The 20,919-nt window shown below is 66.3% G+C and carries 16 protein-coding genes and 1 pseudogene; 3 read left to right on the forward strand and 14 right to left on the reverse strand.

What is annotated here, in order from left to right:
• Positions 1–70 precede the first annotated feature (70 nt).
• The 6 genes from AC3A6M_RS06025 to glnA form a co-directional block, all read right to left on the reverse strand.
• The gene (locus tag AC3A6M_RS06025) at positions 71–2,818 is read right to left on the reverse strand and encodes a TonB-dependent receptor domain-containing protein (protein WP_487851825.1); all 2,748 of its coding nucleotides are present in this window, start codon (positions 2,816–2,818) and stop codon (positions 71–73) included.
• Positions 2,819–3,093: 275 nt separating this feature from the next.
• Positions 3,094–4,059 (reverse strand): magnesium/cobalt transporter CorA, encoded by a 966-nt coding sequence (gene corA, locus AC3A6M_RS06030; protein ID WP_487851826.1) that lies wholly within the window; start codon positions 4,057–4,059, stop codon positions 3,094–3,096.
• Between the two features lie 222 nt (positions 4,060–4,281).
• Positions 4,282–5,793: a nitrogen regulation protein NR(I) gene (ntrC, locus tag AC3A6M_RS06035; protein WP_487851827.1), complete on the reverse strand. Its 1,512-nt coding sequence runs from the start codon at positions 5,791–5,793 to the stop codon at positions 4,282–4,284.
• A gap of 63 nt (positions 5,794–5,856) precedes the next feature.
• On the reverse strand, positions 5,857–6,924 hold the full coding sequence (gene glnL, locus AC3A6M_RS06040) for a nitrogen regulation protein NR(II) (protein ID WP_487851828.1): 1,068 nt from the start codon (positions 6,922–6,924) through the stop codon (positions 5,857–5,859).
• Position 6,925: 1 nt separating this feature from the next.
• Positions 6,926–7,453: a DUF4124 domain-containing protein gene (locus AC3A6M_RS06045; RefSeq protein ID WP_487851829.1), complete on the reverse strand. Its 528-nt coding sequence runs from the start codon at positions 7,451–7,453 to the stop codon at positions 6,926–6,928.
• Between the two features lie 147 nt (positions 7,454–7,600).
• Positions 7,601–9,016 (reverse strand): type I glutamate--ammonia ligase, encoded by a 1,416-nt coding sequence (gene glnA, locus AC3A6M_RS06050; RefSeq protein WP_487851830.1) that lies wholly within the window; start codon positions 9,014–9,016, stop codon positions 7,601–7,603.
• A 307-nt stretch (positions 9,017–9,323) separates the two neighbouring features.
• Between glnA and AC3A6M_RS06055 the strand changes: the two genes are divergently transcribed.
• Entirely contained in the window at positions 9,324–9,782 is a 459-nt protein-coding gene (locus AC3A6M_RS06055) for a rhodanese-like domain-containing protein (protein ID WP_487851831.1), read from the forward strand.
• Here the strand turns inward: AC3A6M_RS06055 and AC3A6M_RS06060 are convergent.
• The 7 genes and pseudogenes from AC3A6M_RS06060 to AC3A6M_RS06090 all read right to left on the reverse strand — a co-directional run bounded on the left by AC3A6M_RS06060 (position 9,779) and on the right by AC3A6M_RS06090 (position 19,632).
• Entirely contained in the window at positions 9,779–11,119 is a 1,341-nt protein-coding gene (locus AC3A6M_RS06060; protein ID WP_487851832.1) for a TAXI family TRAP transporter solute-binding subunit, read from the reverse strand. The two genes, AC3A6M_RS06055 and AC3A6M_RS06060, sit on opposite strands and share 4 nt — an antisense overlap.
• A gap of 550 nt (positions 11,120–11,669) precedes the next feature.
• Positions 11,670–14,678: pseudogene (locus AC3A6M_RS06065) on the reverse strand (transglycosylase domain-containing protein); the annotation flags it as partial.
• A gap of 538 nt (positions 14,679–15,216) precedes the next feature.
• Positions 15,217–16,035 (reverse strand): competence/damage-inducible protein A, encoded by an 819-nt coding sequence (locus tag AC3A6M_RS06070; RefSeq protein ID WP_487851833.1) that lies wholly within the window; start codon positions 16,033–16,035, stop codon positions 15,217–15,219.
• A gap of 15 nt (positions 16,036–16,050) precedes the next feature.
• Complete coding sequence (locus AC3A6M_RS06075) at positions 16,051–16,878, reverse strand: EI24 domain-containing protein (protein ID WP_487851834.1); 828 nt, start codon at positions 16,876–16,878, stop codon at positions 16,051–16,053.
• Complete coding sequence (locus AC3A6M_RS06080; protein WP_487851835.1) at positions 16,878–17,879, reverse strand: sterol desaturase family protein; 1,002 nt, start codon at positions 17,877–17,879, stop codon at positions 16,878–16,880. The genes AC3A6M_RS06075 and AC3A6M_RS06080 overlap by 1 nt, the downstream gene beginning before the upstream one ends.
• Entirely contained in the window at positions 17,876–18,661 is a 786-nt protein-coding gene (locus tag AC3A6M_RS06085; RefSeq protein ID WP_487851836.1) for a polysaccharide deacetylase family protein, read from the reverse strand. The genes AC3A6M_RS06080 and AC3A6M_RS06085 overlap by 4 nt, the downstream gene beginning before the upstream one ends.
• Entirely contained in the window at positions 18,661–19,632 is a 972-nt protein-coding gene (locus AC3A6M_RS06090; protein ID WP_487851837.1) for a YncE family protein, read from the reverse strand. The genes AC3A6M_RS06085 and AC3A6M_RS06090 overlap by 1 nt, the downstream gene beginning before the upstream one ends.
• 221 nt (positions 19,633–19,853) lie before the next feature.
• Here AC3A6M_RS06090 and AC3A6M_RS06095 point away from each other — a divergent pair, with 221 nt between their 5' ends.
• Both AC3A6M_RS06095 and AC3A6M_RS06100 read left to right on the forward strand, forming a co-directional pair.
• Positions 19,854–20,210: an FKBP-type peptidyl-prolyl cis-trans isomerase gene (locus AC3A6M_RS06095; RefSeq protein ID WP_487851838.1), complete on the forward strand. Its 357-nt coding sequence runs from the start codon at positions 19,854–19,856 to the stop codon at positions 20,208–20,210.
• Between the two features lie 175 nt (positions 20,211–20,385).
• Positions 20,386–20,640 carry an acyl-CoA-binding protein gene (locus AC3A6M_RS06100; RefSeq protein ID WP_487851839.1) on the forward strand — a complete coding sequence of 85 codons (255 nt, stop codon included), beginning with the start codon at positions 20,386–20,388 and terminating at the stop codon, positions 20,638–20,640.
• On the opposite strand, the gene AC3A6M_RS06105 is transcribed toward AC3A6M_RS06100, so the two are convergent.
• The gene (locus AC3A6M_RS06105; RefSeq protein WP_487851840.1) at positions 20,641–20,919 is read right to left on the reverse strand and encodes a polyhydroxyalkanoic acid system family protein; all 279 of its coding nucleotides are present in this window, start codon (positions 20,917–20,919) and stop codon (positions 20,641–20,643) included. It abuts the gene before it with no gap.

Consider the following 20,919-nt stretch of genomic DNA (forward strand, 5'->3'; position numbering starts at 1 on the left):
CTGGCACGGGCGAAAAAAAACCCGCCGCATCTGCATGCGGCGGGTTTTGTCGTTTACACGGCTACCAGAATCAGAACTGGTAGGTCGCGCTCACGTAGCCGGTCTGGCCGTGCGGATCGTACCAGGTCGGATCGTAGCCCGTCTGGAAGTAGGAACCGCCGGTGATGACTTCGGTCGGCTTGCGGTTGAACAGGTTCTTGACGCCTGCGGTCAGGGTCAGGTTCTTGATGCCGCTGTAGGTGCCCTGCAGGTCCCAGGTCGAGAAGGCGCCGACGTGCTGGGCGACCGGCTCTTCCGCATCCGCGCGGTAGGCATCCCAGTAGCCCGACTGGAAGTTATTGGTCAGCGACAGGCCGACTTTCTTGTACTTCCAGTCCAGGGTCAGCTGGTCGCGCCAACGGAAGATGATGCCGCCGTTGGAGACCGCGCTCAGCACGTTGCCGTCCTTGTCGATGGTCGCGGCGACGCTGCGCTGCACCGTGCCGTCCGCCAGGGTCAGGTCGTACTTCGAGGTGTAGGTACCGTTCAGGCGCAGGTTGAAGTTGCCGTAGGTCGGGCTCTTCAGCAGGGCCCAGCGCACGTCCACGTCCACGCCTTCGGTCTTCACGCTGCCGGCGTTGATGTTGGTGCCGACGATGTTGGTGATGTTGCCCGCCGGATCACGGGTCACAAGGCCGACGTAGGCCGGGTTGCCGGCTGCTGCCTGGCCCAGCGTGAACGACGGCGACAGCGTGGTCACCAGGTTGTTGACGTTGATCTTCCACCAGTCGACGGCGATCGACAGGCCCTTGACCGGATCGGCCACGAAGCCCAGCGACGACTGTTCCGACTTCTCCGGCTGCAGCTTCGGATTGCCGCCGTAGGTCTGGTTGAACTGGCCGAACTGGCCGGTGACCGGGTCGGTCAGGTTGGCGCTGGTGCCGATGGTCTGCTGGTTCATCAGCTCAGGCAGCGACGGCTCGCGGAAGCCCTTGCCGTAGGAACCGCGCAGCAGCAGCTGCGAGACCGGCTGCCAGCGCAGGCTGACCTTCGGGTTGGTGGCGCTGGCGTTCGGGTAGCGGTCGTGACGGACGGCCAGGTCGGCTTCCAGGTTCTTGACGATCGGGACGATCGTTTCGGCGAACACCGCCGACGAATTGCGCGAAGCCGACAGCGGCAGCTGGGCCCCGCCGTAGCCCGACACGTCGCCGCTCTGGTAAGCCGCGCTCGGATTGACCGACAGGTTCTCGTCGCTCATCGAGGCGCCGACGGCGAACTTCATCATGCCGGCCGGCAGCTGGTACAAGTCGCCCGAGATGCGTGCGTTGATGGCGTCGTTGCGCAGCACCGCGTTCATCACCGGACCGACGTAGTTGGTCGCGTAGATCTGGCGTGCCAGGTCGGCCGACTGGTACTGGGCCAGCGGGTTGAAAGCGTCGTTGTTGCTCAGCAGCTTGACCAGCGCGGTCTGGGTCTGGTAGCCCTGGAGCGCGCGCTCGGTGACGTCGCTCGAGTTGTGGGTATAGGCGACGTCGTAGTCATAGCCCTTGACGGTGCCGCGGAAGCCCAGCGCCAGGTGCGATGCGATCGCGGTGTCGCGGGCGATGCGGTCGCCGCCGTCGAAGGCGCGGTAGCTGACGGTCAGCGGCTGGCCGTTGACGCCGGCCTTGGTGGCGAGGGCGGTCGGGTAGTACGGGCTGTTCGGCGAGACGACGATTGCCGGGTACAGGTTCGCTGCTTCGAAGGCCGGATCGGTCGACAGGAAGGAGGCGCTGTACGGCGAGGGTTGCGCGCGCTGCGTGGTCTCGTTGCGCGACACGAAGCCTTCCATGAAGAGCTCGGCGCTGTCGTTCAGCTTGAAGCGGAAGCTGCCGCCCAAGTTGGCGCGCTTGGCTTCCGGCACCAGGTTCACGTACGGCGAGCTGTCGAAGCGGCAGGTGCCGAGGTTGGCATCGTAGGCGCTGCCGTTGGCGGTGCAGTTGTCCGGCGACAGCGCATTGCCGATGCCCGAGCCGATCGAATTCAGCTTGTTCGGGATCACGCCCATGGCGTTGGGCGTGGTGACCGGGTCGAAGGTGCTGTAGTTGCCGCTCGGGGTGGCGCTGGCGTCGCGCAGGCCGTTGTTGTTCCAGGCGTTGTTCGCATAGCTGCGCTGGCGGCCGAAGATGGCCTTGTCCTTGCTCACATCGGCCGACAGGGTGATGTTGTAGCGGTCTTCGTCGAAATCGCCCCAGCCGGCCAGGAGGCTGGCCTTGTGGGTCTGGCCGCCGCCGTAACGGCTGACGCTGGTGTAGCCGGTGGCTTCCACGCCCTGGTAGTTCTGGCGGGTGATGAAGTTGATGACGCCGCCGATCGCGTCGGAGCCGTACACGCCGGAGGCGCCGTCCTTCAGCACTTCCACGTGGTCGATCGAGGCCAGCGGGATCGAGTTGACGTCGACGGCGGTGCCGTCGGTGGCGTAGTTGCCGAGGCGGCGGCCGTTGACCAGCACCAGGGTCTTGCTCGAACCGAGGCCGCGCAGGCTGGCGCTGGACATGCCATAGGTCGACAGGCCCGCGCCTTCGGCCTGGTTGGTCGCGCCGGCCATGGCGTTCGCGGTCAGGGTGGTCAGCAGTTCGGCGGTGTTGGTGGCGCCGCTGCGCTTGATGTCCGCGGCGCTGACCATCTGCACCGGCAGCGAGCCTTCGACGTCGGCGCGCTTGATCGACGAACCGGTCACTTCGACGCGGGCGATCGGTTTGGCCGTTTCCTGCGCCAGCGCGTGGCCGGCGATGCCCACGCCAATGGCGCCGGCAAACATGACGCGCACTGCGCGCGACAGGGTTTTTTCTTTGAACATGGATGATTCCCGAACGATGATGAGATGTCGCTGGCTTGGGAAGATCGAGGTCGCCCAAGTCGGCGGACAGAATAATGATCGCCACCTTGCCCCTTGGTCAATATGTCCGACGAGAAAACTACATTTGTACAACATAACATTTCGTAACAAATGTAATGTTGCTGAACAACGTTCGTTTTGATCAATTTGCTGCATAGCAACAAAAAAAGGCGCCAAGAGGCGCCTTTCCGATTTTCTTCACATTTTCATCACATTTCCATCACGCTTTCATCACGCTACAGCCACCCTGCCTTGCGGAAGCGCCGATACAAATAGACACATACTGTCATCATCGCCGCCAGGGCCATCGGATAGCCCCACTTCCATTCCAGCTCCGGCATGTACTTGAAATTCATGCCCCACACGCCGGCAAAGGCGGTGAACACGGCGAAGATGGCGGCCCAGGCGGCCAGGCGCTTGTTCACTTCGCTCTCGTCGATCGAGACCATCGACAGGTTGACCTGGATCGCGGTGGCGATCGTGTCGCGGATGGTGTCGAGGCGGCCGGCGATGCGGATCAGGTGGTCCTGCACGTCGCGGAAGTAATCCTGGACCCCGGTCGCGAGCGCCGGCGCGCGCCCGCCCAGCAGCGACCCGACGGCATCCAGCAGCGGGATCACGGCATGGCGCAGTTCCAGGCCCTTGCGCTTGAGCTGGTACAGGCGTTCGACGTTCTGGCGCTGGGCGCCGTGGGTGAAGATGCGGTCCTCGATGGTTTCCAGCTCGGACTCGAGCATGTCGACGATCGGGAAATACCGGTCCACCACGGCGTCCATCAGCGCGTACATCACGAAGGACGAGCCCATGCGCAGCAGGTGCGGCTCGCGCTCGGCGCGGGCGCGCACGCCGAGGAAGCCCTTGGCGGCGTCGCGCCGCACCGACAGCACGTAGTTGGGGCCGGCGAAGATGGCGAGTTCTCCGGTGGCCAGGGCGTCGCCCTCGAGGTCGACCGTGTGCACGACGGTGAACAGGCAGTCGCCGTATTCTTCGATCTTGGGCCGCTGGTGGCCACGCGCGGCATCCTCGACCGCCAGTTCGTGCAGGTTGAACTCTTCCTGCATCTGGCGCATCTCGGCATCGGTGGCATCGCGCAGCGCGACCCAGACGAAGCAGCCGGGACGTTCGAGATAGTCGCTGATGTCCTCGACGGGGATGTCGGAGAGTTTTTTACCTTCCTGGTAGGCGACGCAGTTGATCAGCATGGAACATCATCAAAGCAGCGCATGTTGCGCGGATGACAGAGCTTACACCATGAACCAGTGTTCCCACACTCTTCTACCACGTCGTCCCCGCGCTCTTCTACCACGTCGTCCCCGCGCTCTTCTACCACGTCGTCCCCGCGCAGGCGGGGATCCAAGTTTGCCGGCGCCAACGTAGCTCAAGCAGGACTTGGGTCCCCGCCTGCGCGGGGACGACAGTATTTCTTATTCGTCTTTCGCCCCGTCGATCCCCAACTCCGCAATCTTGCGCGTGATGGTGTTCCGCCCGATCCCGAGCCGGATCGCCGCATCGTTCTTGCGTCCGTGCGTGTGCTTGAGCGCGGTGCGGATCAGGGCCGTTTCGAACTGCTTGCCCAGCACGTCCATCACCTCGACCTGGCCGTCGGACAGCATGCGCGCGGCCTGCAGTTCGAGCAGGCCGATCCAGCCGTCGGTGCCGGTGGGCGCCGCCATCGACGGCAGGACGCTGCCGCCATCCGCGCCGCCGTGCAGCGGACCGGCGGTCGGCGCCGGCATCGCCACCGCAGCCGCCGGTACGGCCACCGAGGCCGCGCTGGCCGGCTGGGCCTGGGTCAGGTCGCGCGGCAGGTCCTTGACCTCGACGGTCTGGCCGGGCGCCATCACGGTGATCCAGTTGCACAGGTTTTCCAGCTGGCGCACATTGCCCGGCAAGTCGAGGGCCGACAGGAAGCGCTGCGCCTCCTCGCTCAGGCGCTTGGGCTCGACGCCCAACTGGCGTGCGCTCTGCACCAGGAAATGGCGCACCAGGATGGGGATGTCGTCGCGCCGCTCGCGCAGGCTGGGCAGGCGCAGCCGGATCACGTTCAGGCGGTGGTACAGGTCTTCGCGGAACAGGCCGTCGCGCACGCGCTGTTCCAGGTTCTGGTGGGTGGCGGCGATCACGCGCACGTTGGCCTTGACCGGCTGGTGGCCGCCGACGCGGTAGAAGTGGCCGTCGGAGAGCACGCGCAGCAGTCGGGTTTGCAAGTCAAATGGCATGTCCCCGATTTCATCCAGGAACAGGGTGCCGTTCTCGGCCTGCTCGAAGCGGCCGCGCCGCATGGCCTGGGCGCCGGTGAAGGCGCCGCGTTCGTGGCCGAACAGTTCGGATTCCAGCAGGTCCTTCGGGATCGCCGCCGTGTTCAGGGCAATGAAGGGCTGGGAAGCGCGCGGGCTGTGCTTGTGCAGGGCGCGCGCGACCAGTTCCTTGCCGGTGCCGCTTTCCCCGGTGATCAGCACCGTCACGTTCGACTGCGACAGGCGGCCGATGGCGCGGAACACTTCCTGCATCGCCGGCGCCTGGCCGAGGATCTCGGGGGTCTCGGTGGGTGCGATCTCGACGCTGGCCTCGCGCAGGCTCTCTTCCAGCGCACGCCGGATCAGCGCCACCGCCTTGTCGATGTCGAACGGCTTGGCCAGGTATTCGAAGGCGCCGCCCTGGAACGAGGCGACCGCCGAGTCGAGGTCGGAGAAGGCGGTAATCACGATCACCGGCAGGCCGGGATGCTTTTCCTTGACGGCGGCCAGCAGGTCGAGCCCGGATTCGCCCGGCATGCGGATGTCCGAGACCAGCACCTGCGGGGTCTCCTGCTCGAATGCGGCCAGCGCCTCGCGTCCACTGGCAAAACTCCGGGTTGCGAGGTTCTCGCGCGCCAGGGCCTTTTCCAGCACCCAGCGGATCGATGCATCGTCGTCGACAATCCAGATTGGTTTCATTGGTTCAGTGCTTCCCCGCATAGATACATCCATCATTAGACCGCGGCCGCACCGTCCCGGTGCTTATGGCAGCGGGATCAGGATGCGGAAATCCGTCAGTCCAGGCCGGCTTTCGCACTCGACCAGCCCCAGGTGCTGCTGCACGAAGGTCTGCGCCAGCGTCAGCCCGAGGCCGCTGCCGCCTTCCCGCCCGGAGACGAGCGGATAGAAGATGCGGTCGCGGATCTCAGGGGCGATGCCCGGTCCATTGTCGATGATATGCAAGTCTAATGCCAGCCCGTAACGAACCTTGGCCAGGGTGACCTGGCGCGCCACGCGGGTGCGCAGGACGATCTCGGCGTCGCCCGCGGCGATCCGCTCGCGCAGGGCCTGGGCGGCATTGTGGACGATGTTCAGCACGGCCTGGATCAGTTGCTCCTTGTCGCCGCGGAACTCGGGGATCGAGGCATCGTAGTCGCGCCGGATCGCGAGGCCGGACGGGAACTCGGCCAGCACCAGGCTGCGCACGCGCTCGCAGACTTCGTGGATGTTGACGTCGCCGACGATGTGCGGGCGGCGGTGCGGGGCCAGCAGGCGGTCGACCAGGGTCTGCAGCCGGTCGGCTTCCTTGATGATCACCTGGGTGTACTCGCGCAGGGATGCCTCCGGCAGCTCGAGCTCGAGCAGCTGGGCCGCGCCGCGGATGCCGCCCAGCGGGTTCTTGATCTCGTGCGCCAGGTTGCGGATCAGCTCCTTGTTGGCCTGGCTCTGGTCGAGGATGCGCTCCTCGCGGTCGAGCTTGAGCTGCTGCACGTTCTCGCGCAGCTCGACCGCTACCTCGCCCTCCCCGGCCGCGCTGACGATGCTGTGCACGTGCAGCGGCTCGCGCCCGCTGCGCTGCAGGGTCAGGTCCTGGCGCAGGTCGGCATACTTGTGCGCCAGCGCCTGCCGGCACAGGGCATCGAGTTCCTGGCCGTTGAGGAACAGCCCGGCCAGCTTCTGGCGCGACAGCGACTTCACCGAGACTTCGAGCAGGTGCTCGGCGGCCGGATTCGCGTAGCGCACCAGGCCGCCGGCGTCGGCCACCAGCACGGCGGAAGCCAGCAGCTCCAGTCCGGTGAACCTGTCCTGATGCGTGCGCTCCGGCGTCATGTCAGCGGATGTTGGCGATCTCGCGCTTCAGCGCTTCGATGTTCTTCTCGGCGCGGCCGATGTCGTCGCGCATTTGGGCCACGCGTTCCTGGTACTTGGCGTAGTTGCGCTCGTTGCCCTGGCGTTCGGGCTCGCCGTTGTTGAAGTCGCGCTGAAGAATGGACAGTTTCTTCTCCTCGGCGCGCAGTTCCTCGTCGAGGATCGCGCGGCGGTCGTCGTCGCGCGCGCGCTGGGTGGCGTTGTCGACGCGCGGGAAGGCCGCCGGGGCGCTGGCCGCCGCGGGACGGCTGGCGCCCTGGCGCATCGTCGCGCCGGAATTCGCGGCCGGCGCACGGGTCGGCGCCGGCGACGAGATGGCGCCGGAGACGATCGAATCGACCACCTTGCAGCCGCCGGTATTGGTATCGGTGTACAGCACGCGGCCTTCCTTGTCGACGCAGCGGTAGACGACGGATTGGGCATGGGCGGCGGTCGCCAGCAGCAGCGCCGCGAAGACGGACGTGCGCAGAATTCGAACACTGCTTGTCATTCGCATCAGCTCAGTCAGCACGATGTGCCTGGTTGGGAATCCACCGAATATACCGCATCCAAAGAAAAACGCGGGGCAGCCGGCCGGCTTTCCCCGCGTTTTTGTTACTTCACGGATACACTTTCACAAGGATCCGTTGACGATCGATTACGACGAATAGTACATGTCGAACTCGGCCGGGTGCGGGGTCATGCGCAGACGCTGCACTTCCTGCATCTTCAGCTCGAGGTAGGCGTCGATCATGCTGTCGCTGAACACGCCGCCGCGGGTCAGGAACTCGCGGTCCTTGTCCAGCGCTTCCAGGGCTTCTTCCAGCGATGCGCACACGGTCGGGATCAGCTTGTCTTCTTCCGGCGGCAGGTGGTACAGGTCCTTGGTCGCGGCTTCGCCCGGGTGGATCTTGTTCTGGATGCCGTCCAGGCCTGCCATCAGCAGCGCGGCGAAGCACAGGTAGACGTTGGCCAGCGGATCCGGGAAGCGGGTCTCGATGCGGCGGCCCTTCGGGTTCGCCACGTGCGGGATGCGGATCGAGGCCGAACGGTTGCGGGCCGAGTAGGCCAGCTTGACCGGGGCTTCGTAGCCCGGCACCAGGCGCTTGTACGAGTTGGTGCCCGGGTTGGTGATGGCGTTCAGCGCGCGTGCGTGCTTGATGATGCCGCCGATGTAGTACAGGGCGGTTTCCGACAGGCCGGCATAGCCGTCGCCGGCGAACAGGTTCTTGCCGTCCTTCCAGATCGACTGGTGCACGTGCATGCCCGAGCCGTTGTCGCCGTTCATCGGCTTCGGCATGAAGGTGGCGGTCTTGCCATAGCTGTGGGCGACGTTCCAGATCACGTACTTCATGGTCTGGGTCCAGTCGGCGCGCTCGACCAGGGTCGAGAACTTGGTGCCGATTTCGTTCTGGCCGGCGCCGGCCACTTCGTGGTGGTGCACTTCGACCGGGATGCCCAGGGCTTCGAGGATCAGGCACATTTCCGAACGCATGTCCTGGAAGCTGTCGACCGGCGGGACCGGGAAATAGCCGCCCTTGACGGTCGGACGGTGGCCGCTGTTGCCGCCTTCGAAGTCCTTGTCGGTCGACCAGGAAGCTTCTTCCGAGTTGATCTTGACCATCGAACCCGACATGTCGACTTTCCACTGGACCGAGTCGAAGATGAAGAATTCCGGCTCCGGGCCGAAGAAGGCGGTGTCGCCGATGCCGGTCGACTTCAGGTAGGCTTCGGCGCGCTTGGCGATCGAGCGCGGGTCACGGTCGTAGCCCTTGCCGTCCGACGGTTCGATCACGTCGCACTGCATGAAGACGGTGGTCTCTTCCATGAACGGGTCGATGTTGGCCGAGCTCGGGTCCGGCAGCAGCAGCATGTCCGACGCTTCGATGCCTTTCCAGCCGGCGATCGAGGAACCGTCGAACGCGTGGCCGGATTCGAACTTGTCTTCGTCAAAGTGCGAGATGGGAACGGTCACGTGCTGCTCTTTGCCGCGGGTATCGGCGAAACGCAAATCGACGAACTTGACTTCGTTTTCCTTCAGCATCTGCATTACATCTGCGGCGGTCCTTGCCATTCGTATTCTCCTGATTGAAAAAGGGGTGTCGGCGACGCCAACGGGGCGTGCGACAGGCGCATCTCAGTTAAAGCAGAAATTGTGCCAGCACTTGACCATGAGCAAATAAGCAATCTGTCCTTGGACCGCCTGCGTTTTGCCCCTTAAAATCAATGAGCCGGTGCGGTGCACAATAACGATGCAGCTTTAGTGCGAGCTCATCCATACGCACCAGCTTGGTGCAAGTGCGGCAGTATGCACCAAGTTGAAGCAAGGTGCACCATTTGTGCGAGCGCCGCGCCATCATCACTCAACCAGGGAGGACCCCATGACCACCACCGACGAGATCCTGGCCGCCGCCAGGGAGCGCGCGCCCGGCCAGCCGTATGCCGGCGCCGTCACGCCGCAGGAAGCGTTCACCCTGCTGCGGGACGATCCCCGCGTCAAGCTGGTCGACGTCCGCACGAATGCGGAGCGCGACTGGATCGGCCGTCCCGCCGTCCCCGAAGCCCAGCACGGCGCCGTGCAGTGGACCCTGTACCCGGGCGGCACGCCGAATCCCGACTTCGCGGCCCAGCTCCAGCAGGCCGCCGACAAGGACGACGTGGTGCTGTTCCTGTGCCGCTCCGGGGTGCGCTCGCGCCACGCGGCGCGCGCTGCGACCGAGCTCGGCTACAAGAACGCTTTCGACATCCTCGAGGGCTTCGAGGGCGACCGCGACGGCGAAGGCCATCGCAAGACGGTGGGCGGCTGGTGCAAGGCCGGCCTGCCCTGGGTAGGCGCTTAAGCGCGCACGCGCTGGCGCACGAAGTTGATGTGGCTGCGCAAGCCGTACAGCGCGTCGGCATAGGCCAGCGGAATCGAGATGTGGTTCACGCGTGCCTCGATCTCGTCGAGGCGCCGCAGCAGGTCGGCGCGCACCTCGTCGCAACGGGCCGGATCGGCGTTCTCCAGTGCCTGCTCGACCGCGCGCAGCTGGCCGTACCAGCGGTACACGCGCGAACGGATGCGCCACACGTACAGCGGCGGCACGATTTTGGACAAGGGAATCAGCAGCGCCGCCAGCGCCACCATCACGACCCACAGGCGGTCGAACAGGTTCGCCAGCCAGAACGACAGGTAGCGCTGCAGGAAAGGCGGGCCGTCGCGGTAGTACTTGGCGGCTTCGCGCGAGACCGGGATCTCGGTGTACTTCGGCGACGGGAACTGGCCCTGCTGCTGGAACCAGCCGGCGCCGCCATGGATCTCGGTGGCGGATTTCACGAACAGGTCGACCAGGGCCGGATGCAGGTCGTCGCGCGCGACCAGGGTCGCGGTGGGCGCGATCAGGTGGAAGTCCTGGGATGGAATATCGCGTCCGAGATCGACGATCCCCCTCGGCAGCACCACATGGGTCAGGAAAGGCAGGCGCCGCGTGTAGGCCTCGGCCTGGCGGAAATCGTATAAGCGGATGCCCGGGGTCTGCAGCAGCATCTGGATCAGCGGCGCCTCGGGCGCCGAACTGAACACCAGGCCGTCGATGCGGCCGGCCAGCAGCTCGACGGTGGCCGGGGTGTTCTCCAGCGAGGAGATGGTCAACTGGCCCGGCTCGACGCCGTTCACCGACAGCACCTGCCGGAACAGGCGCGGCACGCCCGTCCCTTCCGGGCCGAGGTTGATGCGCAGGCCTTTCAGCTGGGTCAGGCTGCGGATATCGAGCTTGCGGCCGTTCCGGCCCTGGGTGCGCTCGCGCAGGAACAGCCACACCGGCTCGGTGAACAGGCTGCCCAGCGACATCAGGCCCTTTCCTTCGGCCTGGGCTTCGCTGGTCGAGCCGCTCTGGACGAAGGCGATGTCGGCACGGCCGGCGATCAGGCGCTGCAGGTTGTCCTCGGAACCGAGCGAGCGCTGCAGCTCGACCTTGATGCCATCGCGCGCGAGCAGGGCCGCGTACTTCCGGCCGAACTCTTCGTAGGCGCTGTTTTCCTGGCCGGTGGCGAGCACCACGTGGCGCGGCGGCGCCGGGTCGACCACGATGTAGGCCACCACGCAGGCGGCCAGCACCAGCAGGATGGTCGGCAGGGAAGCGAGCAGCAGGTCGCGCAGCGACACCAGGCTGAACTTGCCGAACTTGGGCCGCCTCACGCGGCCCCCGGTCGATCAGGCCCGCCGCTCAATGCAGCACTTCTTCCACCGCGGCCGGCTTCGGGCGCACTGGCTCGGGCTTCGGCTGTTCCGGCGCCTCGCTGCGCGGTTTCGCGCGCGGGGCCGCGGCGGCCTTGGCGCGGAGGGCGTCCACCGCTTTCGGATGGGCGCCCTCGCCCGCCGCCTTGGCGCGGGCGGCGTCGGCGGCCGGCTTGTGGTGCGGCGTGTCGCCGGCGTCGGGCTTGGCGTGCCCAGCAGCTTCCCTGGCCGGCTTGGCGTGGGCCTGTTCGGCGGCCGGCTTGGCCGCGGTCTTGGCGGCAGGCTTGGCCGCTGCTTGTGGCGACCCGGCATCGGCAGCCGGCTTGTGCTGCGCCGGCGCGGCCTCATCCGCCTTGGCGGCCGGTTTTACCGCGGCAGTCGGCTTGGCCGGCACGGCAGCCGCCTGGGCGGCCGACTTGGTTGGCGCCGTCACCTCTTCGGCCTGGGCGTCTTCGGGCGCCGGCTTCACGGTGGCGACATCGTCGGTCAGCTGGTTGCCGGCGGCCGCGGCGGCGGCTGCCTTCTCGGCCGCCGTCACCACGTGCAGGCCCGGCACCGTCACCGTGTCCTGCTTCTCGATCATCGGCATCAGGCTCGGCGCCAGCGTCACCAGCAGCTGCACCGGCAGCGCGCTGGTGAAGTCGTAGTGGGCCGACTCCGGACCGTGCACATAGGCCGTCATGCTGCCGAAGAAGCGCTCGCCGATGTTGAACACGAAGGTCGCCGAGCGGTTCACGTAGCGCGATTCGATCAGGCGGTGGCCGGCGCCGTAGACGTCGAAGCGCTGGTCGCCGGTGCCGGTCTTGCCGCCCAGGGCGATCACGCTGCCGTCCTGTTTATAGAAGGCCTGCTTGACGCGCTTGGCGGTACCCTCCTGCACCACGCCGCGGATGGCGTCGGCCACCGCACGGGCGACTTGCGGGTTCAGCACCTGCTCGCCCTTGCCGTCCTCGCTGCGCTTGACCAGGGTCTCGTAAGGCGTGTCCTTGGCGAAGTGCAACGAATCGATGCGCTGGGTCGGCTTGCGCACGCCGCCGTTGATGATGATGCCCATCAGCTCCGCCAGCGCGATCGGCCGGTCGGCCGAGGCGCCCAGGGTCGTCGCGTAGGACGGCACCAGCGAATCGAAGGGATAGCCCATCTTCTTCCACTGCGCGTGGATCTTCAGGAAGGCCTCGACCTCGATCAGGCCGGCGATGCGCTTGTCCTGGGCATGCTTGCGGTGGGTCTTGAACAGCCAGGAATAGACTTCCTGGCGCTCCTTCACCGAGGCCTTGGTCACCTCGTCCCAGCCCGCCTTCGGGTGGGTGCGCAGGTAGCCCGCCAGCCACAGCTCGAGCGGATGGACCGAGGCGACGTAGCCGCGGTCGGCCAGCGACATGTTGGCCGGCGCGTACTGCTCGTACATCTTGGCGATGCGTTCCTCGTCCACTTCCCTGTCGTCCGGCAGGTGGGTGTGGATGAACTTGCTGAATTCGGCCAGCGACGCATCCGGCATGATGGTGCGGTGGACCGCCGCCACCTTCGACGCGGCCGGGCGCACGCCCTGCATCAGCGCGGCCTCGACTTCGTTCCACTCCATGCCGCGGTACTTGTTCCAGAAGCGCGCCAGGAAGTCCTTGCCCTCGCGGTCGGCGAAGCGCGACAGGTACTCGGCGCGGCGCGGATCGTCGGCGTCGGCCAGCAGCTGGGCCGAGGAGCCCGGCAGCTGGAACATGTAGTAGCGCACCACGTCGCGCATCAGGCGCACGAACACCAGGTTGGTCGAGTTCTGCAGCGCCTGCTGCACGGTCAGGATGCGGCTGTCGTCCAGCTTGCTGAAGTTGCCGAAGGTGTGCAGGCCGCCGCCGGTGAAGAAGGCCTCGCCCGGGTTGCCCGAGTACTTGCGCTCCATCGCCGCGTTCAGCATCGGCGGCAGGCTGCGGTCGGCGCCTTCCGGCAGGGTCATGAAGTACTCGACCGCCCACTGGCTCAAGCGGTCCTTCGGATCGATCTTCACCTTGGCCAGCTCGGCCTTCGACATCGGCTCGTAGCGCTGGTGCAGCTGGTCGACGATGTCGAGGTAGGTGGTCAGCGTGCGCAGCTTGGCGGTCGAGCCGAGGTCCAGCTTGGCGCCCTCGTTGATGTCGAGCGGCTGGTCGTAGTTGTCGGTCTGGACGCGCAGGTAGTTCACATGGTCGCCGCGCTCCATCAGCGTGAAGCTGTACACGACCTTGGACGGGTCGCCGTTGCCGAGCATGCCCTTGCCGGTCAGGCCCGCGGCGGCCGCGGCTTCGTTGTCGGTCAGGCGGCGCAATGCCGCGGTGACGGCCTTCTGCGCTTCCGAGTTCAGGGTGGTCACCACCGACAGGTCGAGGCGGTCGAGGTTGTACAGGCGCGAGTCGCCCAGCAGGTTGGCCAGGTGGTTGCGCACCGCGTTGGCGGCCTTGCGGGTGACGAAGGTGTTGGCCGGCGGCGGCGCCACGCCGGAGCCGAGCGCCGGATGCAGGGTCGCGGCCAGCGCGGCGTCGCGCAGGGCTGGCGAGATCACGCCGGCCTGGGCCAGCACCCGCAGGTGGCTGTTGGTGAGCTGTTCGAGATCCTTCTCGCCGGCGCCCAGGTAGTAGGCCGGGCGGCGCTGGGCGATCATCAGCGACAGCGCTTCCTTGTAGACCAAGGCGAATTCCGGCGTCGCGGCATTGCTGCCCAGGATGCGGTTGACTTCGGCGAAGTCGCGGCCGTACCAGACCCACATGCCGTCGCCGATGCCGTTCACCTCGCCGTAGCCCAGCTTGGCCGACAGCGGCACCGTGTTCAGGTATTCGAGCACGATGCGGCGCCGGGTCGCGCTGGTGTCCTCGCCATCCTGGTAGGAGCGCAGCATCGCCGACGCCATCTGGCGCAGCTTGTCGGACAGCGAGGCGGTGCGGCCTTCCGGCGAATGGCGGTATTTTTCGATCTGGGTCGCCAGCGTCGAGCCGCCGGCCACGCGGCCGCCGCTGCCCAGGCCGACCGCGTGCAGCGACTTGTCGAACACCGCCTTCGAGAAGCGGTCCCACTCCACCGCCGGATTACGCTTCGGGTAGGTGGTGTCGAGCAGTTCGCGGTTCTCGATGAACAGCAGGCTCTGCACCAGCAGCTTCGGTGCGGCGTCGAATTTTTCGTACAGGCGTTCCGGGAAGCGCGCCGAGAACAGCGGCTCGCCGCTGTAGTCGAGGATGTCGAGGCCGGCGCGGGTCTTCTCGTGGTAGGTCGCGAACAGGCCCATGTCGGCCAGTTCGACCATCTTCGGCGACATGCGCGCCTGCGACACGATCACGTAGTCGCGCGTCTTCAGCTTGGCCAGGTAGTTCGGCAGGTTCGAATAGCCGAGCCGCTCGTCGTACGGGCTGGCGGAGGGAAAGCGGATCGCATCGCTCGGGCCTGTGTCGACGCGGTAGCTGATCTTCTTGGCCAGCCCGGCGAAGAAGCGGGCCTGCACCGCCGAGGTGCGGCTTTCGTAGACGGCGAACGCGGCGCCGCCGGCCACCAGGACCAGCATCAGCACCAGCAGCGCGCGCTTGACCCTGCGCCAGCGGCGCCTTGGCGGCGCGCCTGGCGCCGGCGGCTGCTCGACGCCCGAGCCGGAATCCGCGGGCACGGGAATGGCCGCGGGCTCGAGGACGGGTTCCAGGCGGGTCGCCGTGTCGTGCAGGGGGACTTCCTGCACGGCGGCCATCGCTGGCACGCCGGCAAGGGCGGATTGGCCCGGCAGCACGAAATTACGGATGCGGCGCAGGGCGCGGGAGAGGCGGGGCCGTCCAGGACGGCGAATACGTTCCATATCGTTTAACCGGTTTGAATCTATGTTCTGCAATTCCCGTCAACCGGCGCGCCCACTACTGGCGCTGCGAGTGATCCAGGTCGTCGAAAAGTTCACAAAGTCAGGCGCAACCTCACTCCAGATTGCGCTGCTCACAGACATCATTCCACCACATCAATGTGACATACAGGAGCCGCTCACACAGATTTTTGACGTCGCCCGAGTATTTTCGCAAAAAAACAACGGCTCAGTTTGCACGACCGTACCAGCGCCGCAACTACCGCTGCGAGGGCTGCGGTAACGGCTGGTACTCGGCCCCCATGCGCGCCAGTTCCGCGCACATGTCGCCGAAGGCGGAAGCGACCTGGACGGGGTCGCCTTTCACGCCCAGTTCGATGTGGCGGCGCGTCTTCATATCACCAACGCTGGGCAGGCTGAATACGTTGACGCCGGGGTAGTTCGCCTCCAGGCGCTCCATCAGCGGGGTCAGCACCGCTTCGGCCTGGCCGTACACCAGCAGCGCGCGTTCGGCGCGCGCTTCGCGGTGGAACAGGTGGCCGTACTGCGTGTCGAGCACCCAGGCGATCATCGGCCAGGCCATGACCGGAAAGCCGGGCACGAAATGGTGCGGCGCGCCGGCGTGGCGGGCTACGCTGAAGCCGGGGATGCGGTTGTAGGGATTCGGGATCAATGTGGCGCCCGCGGGGAATTCGGCCATCCTGAGGCGGTGCAGGTTGTCCGGCGAATCGAGATCCGGCTCGATGCCCGCTTCGCGCGCGGTCTCGCGGATCCGTTCCTGGACCAGCAGCTTCCCTTCCGGATGCAGCGCGAGCGGCCGCCCGAGCGCCGCGGCGGCGCACTGGCGCGTGTGATCGTCCGGGGTGGCGCCGATGCCACCGGTGGAGAACACGATGTCGCCACCGCCAAAGCTGCGCTCGAGCAGCGCGGTGATGCGCGCCGGATCGTCGCCGACGATCTCGGCCCAGGCCAGCTGCAGCCCGCGCTCGCCGAGCAGCTCGATCACCTTGGGCAGGTGCTTGTCGCTGCGTTTGCCGGACAGGATTTCGTCGCCGACGATGATCAGGCCGAATGCCATCCTTGCCTCCTTGGGTCAGGTGGGCGCCGGTTCCTTGTTTGCCTGTCCCGCGCGCAGGTCCTCCAGCGCCTGCAGGCAGTAATACTGGAACCACAGCCCGGTGAAAATGAAGATGATCAGGTAGAGCCAGATCGACAGTACCGCCAGCACCGGGAACAGCACCACCGACAGCAGCGCGCCGCCGATCCAGGCCACGCCCGGCAGCGCGCCCAGCAGGCCGGAGATGGTGCCGATCAGGAGCAGCTGGCGGCGCCGGCTGCGCACGATGATGCGGCGTTCCTCCAGGCTGGCGTGGATCGCCAGCGCGTCGTAGCTCATCACGCGCGCCGTCAGCCAGCCCCACAGCACGGCCTGCACCACCAGCGCGACCGGCGCCAGCGCGTACAGCGGCAGGGTCACGATCCACAGCAGCGCGAACACCACGATGCCGGACAGGTTGGCGCCCAGGCTGCCGAGGAAGCTGCCGCCCTCCTTGCGCTCCAGGGCCGGAAACTGGACCCGGCTGACGTGGCGCGCGATGGCCGGCATGGCGCCCACGCCGATGAACAGCAGCGAGGTGATGATCATCAGCGGCAGCAGCGCCAGCATCGCCACCAGCGGCACGACCAGGGTCTTCAGGAAGCCCAGGCCCAGGGTGGAGAGGATGCTGCCGCTGGTCTCGAACAGGCCGTATTCCCGGAACGTATCCTGCAGCCAGTCGTACAGCGGCTGCATGCCGGCGTACAGCAGGCTGCCCCACAGCGCCAGCGACAGCAGCAGCGGCACGACCGACAACAGCAGCATGCGGCTCGAGAATTGCGAGCGCAGCGCGCGGCCGTAGGCGATCGCGATCGGGCGCACCATCAGGCGCTGCCTCTCGGCCGGCGGCCGAGCGATTCGGCCAGGCGCACCAGGCCCAGCCACTGCTGGCGCCAGAAGCCGCGGCCATAGTCGCGCGCCGCGCGCACCGTGCCGTCCGGGGCGGTGCGCTCGAACTGGTCGCGCACGCCGGTGCCGTGGAAGCCCGGCGCGAAGTTGGCGGTCCTGAACAGCAGGTCCCAGACCGGCAGCAGCACGCCGAAATTGCAGCCGCCCAGCTCCCTGCCCTTCGATTCATGGCCGATCCCGACCGCGTGGTGCGTGCGGTGGAAGCGCGGCGAGACCAGCAGGCGCTCGCCCAGCCAGCCGAAGTGGATGCGCACGTTCGCATGCTGCAGCGACTGGAGCGCGCGCGAGACCGACACCAGCAGCACGTACTGCGAGGGCGCCACGCCGATCGCCAGCGCGATCAGGGCCAGGTAGACGTCGCGCAGCAGGTCGTCCAGCAGGTGGTTCCGGTCGTCGCTCCACAGGTTCATGTTCTGCTGGCTGTGGTGCAGGCTGTGCAGGGCCCACCACCAGCGGAATCTGTGCTGGCCGCGGTGGAACCAGTAGTCGAAGAAATCGATCACCACCAGGTAGACCAGGAAGCTGGCCAGCGGGCTCATGCCGGACACCAGGGACTCCAGGTTAAACGGGTGCACGCCTTCCATGCGCAGCATGCCGGCCACGTGGTCCATCACCGGGTCGAGCGTGAAGAATACCGCCATCGTGAAGAAGCCCAGGCGGTGGATCAGGGTGTAGACGAAGTCGTTCCAGCGCGCGTGGCGGTCGCTCATCTGCTGGGCCGGGATGATCGCCTCCAGCGGGCGCAGGATCAGGTACAGCGCCGCCACCTCGCAGGCGCCGGCCAGGAACCACTCGACGCCCTCGAAGGCGTCCTCGGCGTATTCGCCCAGGCCGGTATAGAACAGGAAGGGTTCGACCACGGACTCGAACAGCCAGCCCTGGAGGAATGCGAACCAATCGAGGAAATGCTGGATCATTGTTTGAATTGAGAAGCGTACGCGGGATGCTCACGCAGTGTAGCGAAACAGAAGCCTTTCTGCTCGAGGCCACCGATCAAGGGTTCCAGGTTGGCCGGCGCCCACGGGTCCTTGCGCGACCAGATGCCCATGTGGGCCATGAAGATGTCGCCGTCCTTGAGCCCGCCGAGGGCGCGCTTCAGCAGCAGCGCGTTCGGGAATGCCTCGCTGGACGTCTCGTCGCCGGAAAAGCCGGCCGGCGCCCAGCCCACGTGGCGGTAGCCGCAGCCTTGCGCGGCGGCCAGCACGTTGGGCGAGGTATGTCCGCCCGGCGCGCGGAAGATCGGGTCGAGGTGGCGTCCGGTCAGTTCCCTGAAACGGGTGTCGACGCGGCGCAGCTCGTCGCAATACTGCTGCGGAGTCCAGCCCTGGAGCGTCCCGGCGCGGGCGCCGAACTGCGGCTTGACCAGCATGCGTCCGCCGGCCTCGTCGCGCTTCCAGTAGACATGGTCGAAGGTGTGGGAGCCGAAGGCGTGGCCTTCCGCGACGCGCGCCTTCCAGAAATCGGACCAGGACGGATCCAGCGACCAGTCGCCGCGCACCGTCTTTTCGTTGGCCAGGAAGAAGGTGGCCTTGATGTGGTGCCTGCGCAGCGTATCCGCGATCAGTTCGGCCTGCGACTGGCTGCCGGTGTCGAAGGTCAGGTAGATGGTGCCCTTGCAAACATCGGCGGCCGAGGCTTGCAGAGTTACGGTAGCCGCCAGCAGCAGCGCCGCCGCGGCCTGGGCTGGCCGCGGCCGCATCACATCCTCGGCGCCGAGTTGGCGAAGAACACCCCGTGCGGCGAGCGGCCGACCGGGATCATCTTGAGCACCTTGCGGCTGGCGACGTCGATCACGGCAACCTTCTTGATCCAGCGCTGGGTCACCCACAGGGTCTTGCCGTCGCTGGAGAGTTCCATGCAGTCCGGGCCGCCCGGCACCGGGATCATGCCGACGTTCTCCAGCGTGACCTGGTCGATGATGTTGATCGAGTTCTGCACGCGGTTCGACACGAACACGTGGCGCTTGTCGCCCAGCGCGCGGAAGTTGTGGGCGCCGTTGCCGGTCTTGATGCGCTTGACGGTCTTGGCGGTGCGCCAGTCGATCACCTCGACATAATCGCTGCCCATGATCCCGACCAGCAGGTACTTGTCGTCCGGCGTCATGGTGATGCCGGCCGGGAGCTTGCCGACCGCCATGGTCCACTTGATGGCGCCGGTCTTCAGGTCGATCGCGCTGACCTGGTCGCTGCCCTGGCGGGTGATGAAGGCGGTGGTGCTGGCCGCGTCGAACGCGATGTGGCTGGGCATGCGCGGCATCGGCACGCGGCGGCTCAGCACGAAGTTACCGTTCACGTACTGGTAGATGTCGACGCGGTCGAGGCGCAGCGCGGTCGAGACGAACCATTTCTGGTCGGGCGAAAAGCCGATCTGGTAGGGATCGAGCACGTCGGTCACCTTGCGCTGGACCTTGCCGGTGACCGGATCCAGGAAGATCAGCTCGTTGCCGACCGAGCTGGCGACGATCACGGACTTGTTGTCCGGCGTGGCCATCAGGTGGTGCGGCTCCTTGCCGACGGCGAAGGTGCCGTTGTCGGCGCCGGTCGCCTGGTCCAGCAGCTGGACCGTGGCATCACGCGAATTCAGGACGACGACGACGTTGGCCTGGGCGGCCTGCACGGCGCTCAACAGGCAAAGACCAGAAACGAAAAGCTTACGAAAACGACGCAGCATGGGAGGACGACAGCCCGGAGGTGGAGGAAGTTCTTATTCTACGGGGAAACGTCTGTATTCGAAGGGTGGTTGACAGGTTTCGACAAGAATTCGGCGCGCCCCCGCAACACAGTGGAAAAGGCGTCAACAGTATGTGAACACCATGGGATTGGCAGTTTCATAGCAACCGGGCAGGCCATCGACTACAATCGCCATTTCACCCTGAACAAGAGGACCATATCATGCCCATCACCACCACGAATTCCGGCCTGCAATACGAAGACACCGTCGAAGGCAGCGGCCCGGAAGCCAAGGCCGGCCAGTACGTGACCGTGCACTACACCGGCTGGCTGCAGAACGACGACGGCAGCCAGGGCGCCAAGTTCGATTCCAGCAAAGACCGCAACGACCCGTTCCAGTTCCCGCTGGGCGCCGGCCACGTGATCAAGGGCTGGGATGAAGGCGTGCAGGGCATGAAGGTGGGCGGTGCGCGCCGCCTGATCATCCCGGCCAGCCTGGGCTATGGCGCACGCGGCGCCGGCGGCGTGATTCCGCCGAACGCGACGCTGATCTTCGACGTCGAGCTGCTGGCGCTCTGATTCATGCCTGCGTGGGCACGTGGTGCCCACCCTACGGCGATGCGTGTGATCCGGTAGGGTGGGCACCACGTGCCCACGCCGAATCGACCGAGGGTTTCTTCTAATTGAGGGGTGATTCCTGCCGGGATGCGCTAAGATGCCCGAAGTATTGGCATTTTATCCAAGGAGTTGCCCCATGAGTTTGCAAGAACAGTTCGCCCAGGCCCAGATCGATTCGAAGAACCTGCCCGAACGTCCGGACAACATGACGCTGCTGAAGATCTACGCCCTGTTCAAGCAGGGCTCCAGCGGCGACGTCACCGGCGAGCGTCCGGGCTTCACCGACATGGTCGCCCGCGCCAAGTACGACGCCTGGGCGGCCCTGAAAGGCACCTCGCAGGACGACGCGATGCAGCAGTACGTCGACCTGATCGAAGACCTGAAAGACTGATCAGGCGGCAAACACCTTGCGCATGCTTTCCGCCACCTTCGCCTCGATGGTGCAGCGGAAAGCGCCCATCAGGAGGCCCAGCCTGATGCGCAAGTCCGCCTGACGCTCGCCCAGCGCGAGCGTCCCTTCCACGCCGCTGCGCTCGAAACGCAGCACGTCGCCCTCCCACCTGCAGTGCAGGCCATATTCTCCCGCCAGCTTGTCCGCCATTTTCTGGGCCGCCGCGCGCGCCGCATCCTGGCTGAGCTGGTGCTGCTGGGTGATGCTGATATCCGCCAT

It is taken from the genome of Telluria sp. Soil_C_11 (assembly GCF_057657395.1).